The 12,229-nt window shown below is 60.3% G+C and carries 9 protein-coding genes; 4 read left to right on the forward strand and 5 right to left on the reverse strand.

Features of this window, described 5'->3' with window-relative positions; translation table 11 throughout:
- Positions 1–158 precede the first annotated feature (158 nt).
- From HU715_RS12180 to HU715_RS12190, 3 genes are all read right to left on the reverse strand, one after another.
- Positions 159–1,643 (reverse strand): helix-turn-helix transcriptional regulator, encoded by a 1,485-nt coding sequence (locus HU715_RS12180; protein WP_186706169.1) that lies wholly within the window; start codon positions 1,641–1,643, stop codon positions 159–161.
- An 85-nt stretch (positions 1,644–1,728) separates the two neighbouring features.
- Entirely contained in the window at positions 1,729–3,012 is a 1,284-nt protein-coding gene (locus tag HU715_RS12185; RefSeq protein ID WP_186706168.1) for a Zn-dependent hydrolase, read from the reverse strand.
- A gap of 150 nt (positions 3,013–3,162) precedes the next feature.
- A complete protein-coding gene (locus HU715_RS12190) occupies positions 3,163–4,647 on the reverse strand; it encodes an NCS1 family nucleobase:cation symporter-1 (protein ID WP_186706167.1) in 1,485 nt (494 codons plus the stop codon).
- 606 nt (positions 4,648–5,253) lie between these two features.
- Here HU715_RS12190 and hydA point away from each other — a divergent pair.
- The 4 genes from hydA to HU715_RS27295 all read left to right on the forward strand — a co-directional run bounded on the left by hydA (position 5,254) and on the right by HU715_RS27295 (position 10,883).
- Positions 5,254–6,693 carry a dihydropyrimidinase gene (gene hydA / locus HU715_RS12195; protein WP_186706166.1) on the forward strand — a complete coding sequence of 480 codons (1,440 nt, stop codon included), beginning with the start codon at positions 5,254–5,256 and terminating at the stop codon, positions 6,691–6,693.
- Positions 6,694–6,876: 183 nt separating this feature from the next.
- Positions 6,877–8,244, forward strand: coding sequence for an NAD(P)-dependent oxidoreductase (locus HU715_RS12200; protein WP_186706165.1), 1,368 nt, complete (start codon positions 6,877–6,879; stop codon positions 8,242–8,244).
- Positions 8,245–9,519, forward strand: a complete 1,275-nt coding sequence (preA, locus tag HU715_RS12205; RefSeq protein ID WP_186706164.1) for an NAD-dependent dihydropyrimidine dehydrogenase subunit PreA — start codon at positions 8,245–8,247, stop codon at positions 9,517–9,519. It begins immediately after the preceding gene.
- Between the two features lie 272 nt (positions 9,520–9,791).
- Positions 9,792–10,883 (forward strand): RHS repeat-associated core domain-containing protein, encoded by a 1,092-nt coding sequence (locus tag HU715_RS27295; protein WP_225917591.1) that lies wholly within the window; start codon positions 9,792–9,794, stop codon positions 10,881–10,883.
- A 45-nt stretch (positions 10,884–10,928) separates the two neighbouring features.
- On the opposite strand, the gene HU715_RS12215 is transcribed toward HU715_RS27295, so the two are convergent.
- Both HU715_RS12215 and HU715_RS12220 read right to left on the reverse strand, forming a co-directional pair.
- Positions 10,929–11,549 (reverse strand): TetR/AcrR family transcriptional regulator, encoded by a 621-nt coding sequence (locus tag HU715_RS12215; RefSeq protein ID WP_186706163.1) that lies wholly within the window; start codon positions 11,547–11,549, stop codon positions 10,929–10,931.
- Between the two features lie 230 nt (positions 11,550–11,779).
- Positions 11,780–12,130: a DUF6124 family protein gene (locus HU715_RS12220; protein ID WP_186706162.1), complete on the reverse strand. Its 351-nt coding sequence runs from the start codon at positions 12,128–12,130 to the stop codon at positions 11,780–11,782.
- Between the last annotated feature and the right edge of the window lie 99 nt (positions 12,131–12,229).

The raw sequence follows: 12,229 nt of genomic DNA on the forward strand, positions 1-12,229 counted from the left end.
ATATGGGGTTCGTTCATAGCACATTGAGGCGTATTCCTTGAGTGTTTCGTGGGGGACGCGGCATCACGGAGGATGTCGCACACTCACAGCCTAAGGAACCGCCCCCCCTTGCAAAACCTGAATTTGCACCAGCACACCCGGTGCATTTGCACTGGCTATCATGGTGCCTTCATTCGCCATTCATTGGCGAACAAACCGCGCTCCCGCGCCCAGACAATCGCCTCGCTGCGGCTATGGACATCCAGTTTCGAATAAAGTGTAGCCACATGATTGCGCACCGTATTAGGCGCAAGCTTCAGGCGCGCGGCGATTTCCTTGTCGGCCAACCCTTCACAGATGAGTCCCAGCACATCACGCTCACGGGCCGTCAGCTCGGTGAAGGATGCGCTGGGCACCTGGGCATTGATGCTCTTCACGTTGGCCAGTTTTTCAATCAGGGTCCGGCTGAACCAGGACGCGTCCTTCATCACCTCCTCGATCGCCGCCACCAGTTCCAGTTCCGAGCGCTTGCGTTCGGTGATGTTCATCAGCACCAGCAGGTAGCAGGGTTTGTCCTGGATAAGCACCGTGTCGGCAGCGACCTCACAGTCGATCAGTTCGCCGCCTTTCTTGTGCACCTTGACGTCGATGCTCGAGACAGCGGCGACCTTTTCCAGCCGAGCAAACAGCGCGACGCTGGCGGCCTTGTCGAGGAAACCGATTTCCTCCACGGTTTTACCCAACAGCTCTTCGCTGGCGTAGCCAGTGGTCTGGAGAAACGCTTCGTTGATCTCCAGCAGCTGTTGTTCGGCGCTGCACACCAACGTGGGCACGGGCGACAGGCGGAACGACTTGGCAAAGCGCTCCTCGCTCTGGCGCAACGCCGTTTCCGCTTTGCGGCGCGGCTCCATGTCCATGAAGGAAAACAGCATGCAGTCTTCGTCATGCAGGTCCAGGGGCTGGCCGGCGACGATCACCTGCTTGCTGGTGCCATCGGGCAATTTCAACTCAGCCTGCATTTGCGGAATGGTCGCGCCCTGCCCCAGGCGCTCGATGGCCAGGTCACGTTTCTCGGCGGCTTCGAGCACATCCAGTTCGTACACCGAACGCCCGATCACCTGGTCGCGGCTATAGCCGGTCATCTCCAGGAATCCCGGGTTGACCTTGATGTAGCGCAGGTCGCTGAGACGACAGATCACCGCCGGTGCCGGGTTGGCCCCGAAGGTCTTTTCGAAACGCTGCTCGGCGCTGGCCCATTCGGTGGCGTCGCTGAGGATCAGCACGAGCAGTTCCGGCTCACCATTACGGTCGGCCAGGACCATGCTGCGAATCCGATGCACCCAGGTGCGATCCGGGTCGGCCTTGGGCGTAACCTCCACCAGCACATCGCTGAACTCATCGCCACGGGCCACCCGGGCGATGGGGTAGTTGTCTTCGGTCAACGGATGGTTGTTGCGGTAACGCAATTGAAAACGCCGGGCGTATTGCCGGGCCGTGGTGCCCAGCTCATTGAGGTCCTCGACGCCGTGCATGGCCAACGCTGCGGCGTTGGCCCAGGCAATGGTCTGGTCGACCTCGATCAACATCACCCCGTCGGACAGCCCGGCAATGATCTGCAGCAATTGACGACGGTTGGTATCGGTGGTCGGGACTTGCTGATTCATTGGGTCTCCATGTGGTCAGTAGGTTTCAAGCATGGATGCGCTGAAAGTTACGACCACATGGCTTTGCAATAGTGCATCGGCCCCTTCACGCCGCCATGCGTCCCTCGGCAATCGCCTGGGAGGCGGCCAGCATTGCTCGCAGCAGCACCGCGCAACCGGCGGCGAGGTCGTCCGGGGCGGCGTTTTCGATTTCGTTGTGGCTGATGCCACCTTCGCAGGGCACGAAGATCATTCCGGCCGGGCCCAGTTCGGCGAGGAAGATCGCGTCATGGCCGGCACCGCTGACGATGTCCAGGTGGGACAGGCCCAACCCTTGGGCAGCGCCGCGGACGGCGTCGACGCAGCCCTGGTCGAAATACAGCGGCGGGAAGTCGGCGGTGGGTTTCAAATCGAAGGTCAGGCCGTGTTGCCGGCAGGTGTCTTCGATCACTTGCTTGACCTCGGCGATCATCGAATCCAGGCGCGCCGGTTCCAAGTGACGGAAATCCAGGGTCATGCGCACCTCGCCGGGAATGACGTTACGCGACCCCGGATAGGCTTGCAGGCAACCGACCGTGCCGCAGGCATGGGGTTGATGACCGAGGGCCGCGCGGTTGACGGCGCCGACGATGAGCGAGGCGCCCACCAGGGCGTCCTTGCGCAGGTGCATCGGGGTCGGGCCGGCGTGGGCTTCGACGCCACGCAAGGTCAGGTCGAACCACTTCTGCCCCAGGGCACCCATCACCACGCCGATGGTCGTGCCCTCATCCTCGAGGATCGGCCCCTGCTCGATGTGCGCCTCGAAGTACGCCCCCACCGGATGCCCGCTGACCTTGCGCGGGCCGGCATAGCCGATGGCGTTGAGCGCCTGGCCCACACTGATGCCTTCGGCGTCGGTCTTGGCGAGGGTTTCTTCGAGGGTGAATTTCTCGGAGAACACCCCGGAGCCCATCATGCACGGGGCGAAGCGCGAGCCTTCTTCGTTGGTCCAGACCACCACCTCCAATGGTGCTTCGGTTTCAATGTTCAGGTCATTGAGGGTGCGCAGCACTTCCAGCCCGGATAGCACACCAAAGCAGCCGTCGAACTTGCCACCGGTGGGTTGGGTGTCGATGTGGCTGCCGGTCATCACCGGTGGCAGGTTCGGATTGCGCCCCGGGCGACGGGCGAAGATATTGCCCACCGCATCGATGCTGACGGTGCAGCCCGCCGCCTGGGTCCATTGCACGAACAGGTCGCGGGCCTGGCGGTCGAGGTCGGTCAGGGCCAGCCGGCACACACCGCCCTTGACCGTGGCGCCGAGCTGGGCCAGGTCCATGAGCGATTGCCACAGGCGATCGCGGTTGATGTGCTGATGAGTGGATTGCAGGACGTCGAGGGCTGCGTTCATGGGGATCTCCTTCAGGCAGTTATCTCATTTCGACGCGGTCCAGTGTGGGAGCGGGCTTGCTCGCGAATGCGGTGTATCAGTCAGCATTGATGTTGATTGACGTACCGCATTCGCGAGCAAGCCCGCTCCCACAGGCACCGCATTCATCTGCTATTGCAGAGGTGACTTGGCGACCGCCGGGCTGGCCCCTTGCATACTGCACAACCCGTAATAAATCACCCCACCCAGCGCCGAGCCGGTGAACCAGCCGTAGCTGTAGAACCAACTGAACGCGTCGCTGCCCAGGGACAGCAGCGTCAGCACCACCGGCACGCCAAAGGCGATGAAGCCGTTCCAGTTCCAGGCCGGGTAAATGTCGTCGCGGTACAACCCGGCCAGGTCCAGTTGCTGTTTCTTGATCAGGAAATAATCCACCACCATGATCCCGGCAATCGGTCCCAGCAGGCTCGAATAGCCCAGCAACCAATTGGAATAGACCGACTCGAGGCTGACCTCGGACACGATCAGGCCGAGTTTCTTCAACAGCTCATGGGCCATCAGCGCCAGCCCTACCAATCCGGTGAGCATCACTGCCTTGGTGCGGCCGATCAGCTTCGGCGCCAGGTTCTGGAAGTCGTTGGTGGGCGAGACGATGTTGGCCGCGGTGTTGGTCGAGAGCGTGGCGACGATGATCAGCACCATGGCCAGCGCCACCCACACCGGGCTCTGGATGTGGCCGATCAAGGTCACCGGGTCGGAGACGGTCACCCCCACCAGTTTCTCCGAGGCGGCGGTCATCACCACGCCGAGGGAGGCGAACAGGAACATGGTCAACGGCAGGCCGATGATCTGCCCCACGATCTGGTCTTTCTGGCTCTTGGCATATCGACTGAAGTCCGGAATGTTCAACGACAGGGTGGCCCAGAAGCCGACCATGGCCGTCAGCCCGGCAAGAAAATAACTCGTCACCCCGGCGCCTTCAGGCCGCTTGGCCGGGACCGCCATCAGTTCAGTCAACGAGACATTGGGCAACGCCCATACCAGCAGCCCCGCCCCCACCAGTACCAGCAATGGCGCGGACAAGGTTTCCAGCCATTTGATCGACTCGGCACCGCGCAACACCACCCACAGGTTGATGACCCAGAACACCATGAAGCCGATTACTTCGCCGGTGCCGCCCAGGCTCTTCCAGCCTTCGAACACCGAGCCGAGAAACAAGTGGATCGCCAACCCGCCGAACATCGTCTGGATGCCGAACCAACCGCACGCCACCAGGGCGCGGATCAGGCACGGCACGTTGGAGCCAATCACGCCGAAGGACGAGCGCAACAGCACCGGAAACGGAATGCCGTACTTGGTCCCGGCGAAGGCGTTCAGGGTCAGGGGGATCAGCACAATGATGTTGGCGAACAGGATCGCCAGCAGCGCCTCGCCCACCGTCAAACCGAAATAGGCGGTGAGCACGCCGCCGAGGGTATAGGTCGGCACGCAGATCGCCATGCCCACCCACAGTGCGGTGATGTGCCATTTGTTCCAGGTTCGCTCGTGCACCTTGGTCGGCGCGATGTCGTGGTTATAACGGGGGCTGTCGAGGACGTCGCTGCCGGCTTCAAGCTCGAATAATCCGTCGCGCTCGGTCACTGTTGATCTGGTCATGTCCGCTCCACTGTTTTCATTATTTTTGCTCATCGACTGGCGATGGCCGGAGTACTTGCACGCGTGCTATCCACCACCCCGCCAGGCCACGACAGCACTCAATAACCGTGCCGAATAACACGCCGAGCTGACCGAATGATCGATATAACCCTTTCAACCTTTTGATGTTTAACGTTTAAAGCCAAGTGATTGCTTTGTTTCAGTCCCGGCTTTGCGACATTGAGGCTAGATGACCTTCACGCCCTGTCGAGTGGGAGATTCAAAGTGGTGCACCCCGCAACAATGCGAGGTGTCTGGCCCGCACTTCCAACGCTTTCAAGCCGCTGATTTACCATGACAAATCTCGCTCAAATAACGATCCTGTCAAGTGCGTCAAAATGGTGAGCAGGCTCACCATTTTGGTGATTTTGTAAATTAACCCTTTAATTTCAACTAGTTAAATAACGCATAAGCTTATAAAAAATAATCTTGCTCATTTCAATAACTCCAGCTAGCGTCTAATCCTGACAGTCGTGACAAGAATGTAAACCGGCACGACTTTACCTACCGTGATGGATAAAACATAAAGAACCGGCAACAGTCGGTCATGCCTGCGAGGAACTCGGAATGTCTCTGTTGATCCGTGGCGCCACCGTTATTACCCATGATGAAAGTTATCGCGCCGATGTGTTTTGCGCCGACGGCGTGATCCAGGCCATTGGTCAAAACCTGGATGTTCCGGCCGCTGTCGAAGTGCTCGATGGCAGCGGTCAATACCTGATGCCCGGCGGCATCGATCCCCATACGCATATGCAGTTGCCGTTCATGGGCACGGTCGCCAGTGAAGACTTCTTCAGCGGCACGGCGGCGGGCCTCGCCGGGGGCACCACGTCGATCATCGACTTCGTGATTCCCAACCCCCAGCAGTCACTGATGGAAGCCTTTCATCAATGGCGCGGCTGGGCCGAAAAAAGCGCCAGCGACTACGGTTTCCACGTAGCGATCACCTGGTGGAGCGAACAGGTCCGCGAAGAAATGGCCGAGCTGGTCAGCCACCACGGCGTGAACAGCTTCAAGCATTTCATGGCCTACAAGAACGCAATCATGGCCGCCGACGACACCTTGGTGGCGAGCTTCGAGCGCTGCCTGGAATTGGGCGCGGTGCCCACCGTGCATGCCGAGAACGGCGAACTGGTGTATCACCTGCAACGCAAGCTGCTGGCCCAGGGCATCACCGGGCCAGAAGCCCATCCGCTGTCGCGGCCGTCGCAAGTGGAAGGCGAAGCCGCGAGCCGCGCCATCCGCATCGCCGAAACCCTAGGCACGCCGCTGTACCTGGTGCACGTGTCCACCCGGGAAGCCCTGGACGAAATCACCTACGCCCGCAGCAAGGGCCAGCCGGTCTACGGTGAAGTCCTGGCCGGGCACTTGCTGCTGGACGACAGCGTCTATCGCGACCCGGACTGGCAGACCGCCGCCGGCTACGTGATGAGCCCGCCCTTCCGCCCACGGGGGCATCAGGAAGCACTTTGGCGTGGCTTGCAATCCGGCAACCTGCACACCACCGCCACCGACCATTGCTGCTTCTGTGCCGAACAGAAAGCCGCCGGGCGTGACGACTTCAGCAAGATCCCCAACGGCACCGCCGGGATCGAAGACCGCATGGCGGTGCTCTGGGACGAGGGGGTCAACAGCGGCAAATTGTCGATGCAGGACTTCGTCGCCTTGACCTCCACCAACACCGCGAAGATCTTCAACCTCTACCCGCGCAAGGGCGCGATCCGCGTCGGTGCCGATGCCGACCTGGTGCTTTGGGACCCGCAAGGCAGCCGCACGATTTCCGCCAAGACCCACCACCAGCAAGTGGACTTCAACATCTTCGAAGGCAAGACCGTACGCGGCGTGCCCAGCCACACCATCAGCCAGGGTCGGCTGGTGTGGGCCGACGGCGACCTGCGGGCCGAGCGCGGCGCGGGGCGCTACATCGAACGGCCGGCGTATCCGGCGGTGTTCGATTTGCTGAGCAAGCGGGCGGAGTTGAATAAGCCAAGTGCCGTGAAACGCTGAAATCGAGGCCTTCGGCCTTCGCGAGCAAGCCCGCTCCCACACTGAATCTCGGGCAGGCACAGAATCTGTGTACACAACAGATTCCATGTGGGAGCGGGCTTGCTCGCGAAGGCGTCAGCCCAGACACCGAAAAAAACCACTGCCCACCAGAGGCAGCACCTCAAACACCGTGAGGCCCATTCCATGATCCAGCCCTTGAGTCATCTCCCCCATTCCCAGGAAGACCCGGCCACCCTCGCCGCACGCTTCAGCGACCTGGCGCCGCCCCTCAACGCGCGCCAAGCCCACCTGGAAGCGTCCCGCTGCCTGTATTGCTACGACGCGCCGTGTGTGAACGCCTGTCCGAGCGAAATCGACATTCCCTCGTTCATCCGCAACATCCACCAGGACAACGTCCAAGGCGCGGCGCAGAAGATTCTTTCGGCCAACATCCTCGGCGGCAGTTGCGCTCGGGTCTGCCCCACCGAAGTCCTGTGCCAGCAAGCCTGCGTGCGCAACAACGCCCATGAATGCGCCCCGGTGTTGATCGGCTCGCTGCAACGCTACGCGGTGGACAACGCCCACTTCAGCGCGCACCCATTCCAACGGGCCGCCGCCACCGGCAAGCGCATCGCCGTGGTTGGCGCCGGGCCCGCGGGGTTGTCATGCGCCCATCGCAGCGCCATGCACGGCCATGACGTGGTGATTTTCGAAGCCCGGGACAAAGCCGGTGGCCTCAACGAATACGGGATCGCCAAGTACAAACTGGTGGACGATTACGCCCAACGGGAGCTGGATTTCCTGCTGGAGATTGGTGGCATCGAAATCCGCCATGGCCAGAAGCTCGGCGAGCACCTGAGCCTGAGCGACCTGCACCAGCAATTCGACGCGGTGTTCCTCGGCCTCGGCCTGGCCGCCAGCAAACAACTGGGCCTGAGCGACGAACAAGCCCCGGGACTGCTGGCCGCCACCGAGTACATTCGCGAACTGCGCCAGGCCGATGACCTCAGCCAGTTGCCCCTGGCCGACCGTTGCATCGTCCTCGGCGCCGGCAACACCGCCATCGACATGGCCGTGCAAATGGCTCGCCTCGGCGCCCGGGACGTCAACCTGGTCTACCGCCGCGGCCTTGAGGACATGGGCGCCACCTTGCACGAGCAAGACATCGCCAAGGCCAATCAGGTACGCCTGTTGACCTGGGCCCAACCGCAACAGGTGTTGCTCGATGACGCCGGGCAGGTGCGCGGCATGCGCTTTTCCCGTACCCATCTGGAAAACGGCCGACTGGTCATCGGCGCCGAGACCTTCGACCTGCCCGCCGATGCCATTTTCAAAGCCATTGGCCAAGCCTTCGACGACAACGCGCTGGCGGACCCATTGGCCCGGGAGCTCAAGCGCCAGGACGGGCGGATCCTGGTGGACGAACACCTGCGCACCAGCGTTCCCGGGGTCTATGCCGGCGGCGATTGCACCAGCCTCGACCAGGACCTCACCGTGCAGGCCGTGCAGCACGGCAAACTCGCCGCCGAGGCGATCAACGCTCAACTGATGCTTAACGTGGAGGCTGCGTAAATGGCCGATCTGTCGATTGTCTTCGCCGGCATCAAAGCCCCCAATCCATTCTGGCTGGCCTCCGCGCCACCCACCGACAAGGCCTACAACGTCGTCCGCGCGTTCGAGGCCGGCTGGGGTGGCGTGGTCTGGAAAACCCTCGGTGAGGACCCGGCGGCGGTGAACGTGTCCTCGCGTTATTCGGCCCACTACGGCGCCAATCGCGAGGTATTGGGCATCAACAACATCGAGCTGATCACCGACCGTTCCCTGGAGATCAACCTGCGGGAAATCACCCAGGTGAAAAAGGACTGGCCGGACCGGGCGCTGATCGTGTCGCTGATGGTGCCCTGCGTCGAAGAATCCTGGAAAAACATCCTGCCCCTGGTGGAAGCCACCGGCGCCGACGGCATCGAGTTGAACTTCGGTTGCCCCCACGGCATGCCGGAACGGGGCATGGGCGCGGCGGTCGGCCAGGTGCCGGAGTACGTCGAGCAAGTGACCCGCTGGTGCAAGACTTATTGCTCGCTGCCGGTGATCGTCAAGCTCACGCCGAACATCACCGACATCCGCGTCGCCGCCCGCGCGGCCCATCGCGGCGGGGCGGATGCGGTGTCGTTGATCAACACCATCAACTCCATCACCAGCGTCGACCTGGACCGCATGGTCGCCCTGCCCAGCGTCGGCAGCCAGAGCACCCACGGCGGTTACTGCGGCTCGGCGGTCAAGCCCATCGCCCTGAACATGGTCGCCGAAATCGCCCGCGACCCGCAGACCCAGGGCCTGCCGATCTGCGGCATCGGCGGCATCGGCAGCTGGCGCGACGCCGCCGAATTCATTGCCCTGGGCAGCGGCGCGGTGCAGGTCTGCACGGCGGCGATGCTGCATGGGTTTCGCATCGTCGAAGAAATGAAGGACGGCCTGTCACGTTGGATGGACGATCACGGGCACGCCAACCTCCAGGCGTTCTCCGGCCGTGCGGTGGGCAACACCACCGACTGGAAGTACCTGGACATCAACTACCAGGTCATCGCCAAGATCGATCAGGAGGCCTGCATCGGCTGCGGGCGCTGCCACATCGCCTGCGAAGACACCTCGCACCAGGCCATCGCCAGCCTCAAGCAGGCGAACGGCACGCATGTGTATGAGGTGATCGATGAGGAATGCGTGGGCTGCAACCTGTGCCAGATCACCTGCCCGGTGCAGGACTGCATCGAAATGGTGACGGTGGACACTGGCAAGCCGTTTTTGGATTGGAACCATGATCCGCGCAATCCCTACCATGTAACGGCTTGAAGTTTGAGGAGGCTGGGCTGGCCTCTTCGCGAGCAAGCCCGCTCCCACAGTGGATTGCTGTCGTTCACAAATATTGTGTTCACTGCAGATCAAGTGTGGGAGCGGGCTTGCTCGCGAAGGGGCCATCAGCCACATCACAAATTTCAGGCCCTCAACCAAACCCACTGCCATCCGAATCCACCAGCTTCGCGGACTAACAGTTCTGCTAGTAGACACCCCCGAAGAAATACCCGAGCCTGACATAACCCAGTCCACCAGCAAGAGCCCAGCCCATGTCGACGTCATCGATGAAGATACTGTGCCGCTACCAATACGACCCCCTGGATCGCCTGACCGGCTTGAAACCAGCGGAGCACCTGGACACGCAGCGCTTTTACCAGGACGACGAGTTGGTCAATGAGATCGAAGGCCAGGTGGAACTCACGATCCTTCGCCACGAAGCCCAGCCCCTGGCGCAACGCTTGCACATCGCCAATGTCACCGAGACGACGCTGCTGGCAACGGACCAGCAGCGGTCGGTTTTGCAGACGCTGGCTGGCACTGATACCCAGCCGATGGCGTATACCGCCTATGGTCATCGGCCTGCGGAAAGTGGTTTGAGCAGTTTGCTCGGGTTTAATGGTGAGCGCCCTGATCCGGTAACGGGGCATTATTTATTGGGACAGGGTAATCGAGCGTTTAATCCGGTGTTGATGCGGTTTAATAGCCCAGATGAATTGAGTCCTTTTGGGGATGGGGGGATAAATGCGTATGCGTATTGTGGGGGGGATCCGGTTAATCGGTATGATCCGAGTGGGAATATTCCCTTCCACATTGTACTAAAATTGCAAGCCACTAGAGGATTCACAGCACCTACTGCATTAAATCGTTCGTCCAGAGCTATTGCCCGACCTGCTTCCCAAGCTTCCCACACAAAAACTATTATTCAGCCCCAAACTATTACTCAGCTCCTACAGAACCCGCGGGAAGTTACCGCCTCCTCAGCCCAAAACCAACCCACACCCCTATATAAAAATGGACAACCTAAACCACCCGAAGAACTTTCAACACATCCAAGCACGGTTTATACACGCAGATATAAAACTAAGATTAAAAAAATATCAGACGCTTGGATAGAACACGACGCCAAGAATCCAGGCGGCCCAGAGCTGGCTGATCCTGCTTTGATAAAATTGTTCAACCGGTATAAAGAAATACGTCACACCGAGGCGTCTAAAGCAACTACACTTGGCTTAAAACTTGAGGCCAGAGCTCGTTATTTGAAGCCAATAGACGCAAAAATCTCCCGATTGAGACTAAAGATCAATAAAAATCGCTGGGAAAATCTAAATAAAAAGCAATCCCAATTTCGCAAGCAAACATAACGAACCCAACTTCAACGAAGTACGCTACCGCGGATGACCTTGAGGTTACGGCTCCAACCCAATCCCCCGCAAAATTACACTGGTCACCGTCTGCACCGCCCGCTCGAACTGCATGTCCGACAGCGCTTGATGGTCATTGAGAATATTGATCTGGTGGTCGAAGTCAGCGTAGTGCTGGGTCGAGGCCCAGATCATATAAAGCAGGCTTGAAGGCTCCACCGGCAGGATGCGTTTGTCCTCCACCCACTGGCGGATTTTCGCTTCCTTCATCTTGGCCCAGTCATAGAGGCTGGCGTCCAGCGCCTCGCCCAGGGTCGGGGCGCCGTGGATGATTTCGTTGGCCCAGACTTTAGAGCCGTAGGGCCGGCTGCGGGAGTGGTTCATTTTGGCGCGAATGTAACTGCTAAGCACCACCCGCGGGTCGTCGAACATTTCGAAGCACAAGGCGTCCTGTTTCCAGACTTCCAGCAGGTCGAACAGCACGGCGCTGTACAGTTCGCTCTTGGTGCTGAAGTAGTAATGCAGGTTGGAACGCGGCAACTGCACTTCGGCGGCGATGTCGGCCATGGCGGTGCTGCCGAAACCTTTCTCGGCGAAGACCTTCTCGGCGGCCAACAGGATTTTCTCGACGTTACTGCGACGAATCTCGATCTTGTGATTGCCCATGAGGGCTCCCTGGCAACAGCGTTGGTCAAGACTAGCATTCACCCATCTTTGAAAACACCGATGCCGCTTGTGGGAAAGCTTTTGTGGCGAGGGAGCTTGCTCCCGCTCGGCTGCGCAGCAGTCGTAAAACCGGCTGGCGCGCTATCCCTGGAAAACCGCGTCAGTCCATTTTGGGGCTGCTGCGCAGCCCAGCGGGAGCAAGCTCCCTCGCCACAAAAGCGGGTTTTGCGTTATGTCGACTGGCGGGGTTCGACGTTATCCAGCGCGCGGTTCGCCAGCATTGCGCTCAGTTCGATCAGTTGCTGGATGCCCAGGGCAATGTGGCGCCTCGAGCCTTTCAGGTCGAAGGCCAGGTCATTGACCATGGCGTTGGCCGAGGCCAGGTTTTCGCTGAGGTTGGCGAGCAGGGTTTCGGTGTCGACGCCGTTGACGACGGTGAACAGTTGGCCGGGATCGGCTTCGGGTTTGCTGGGTTTGGGTTTGGGCTTGAGGTAGGAGTCGAGAATGCGGTCGGCGGCTTCGTCGAACGCTTTTGAGTTGGATGGATCTGTATCCGGTGGGTTGGGGGTTACTTTGAACATAGATGAATCTCCAAATCGAAAAATGGAGCCATCACTCTCGCTACCAAACGAAGGGTGGCGGCCATACGCGGGTTGGTAGACCGGTGACTTGGAGAACCG

It is taken from the genome of Pseudomonas zanjanensis (genome assembly GCF_014268745.2).
GTDB lineage: Bacteria > Pseudomonadota > Gammaproteobacteria > Pseudomonadales > Pseudomonadaceae > Aquipseudomonas > Aquipseudomonas zanjanensis.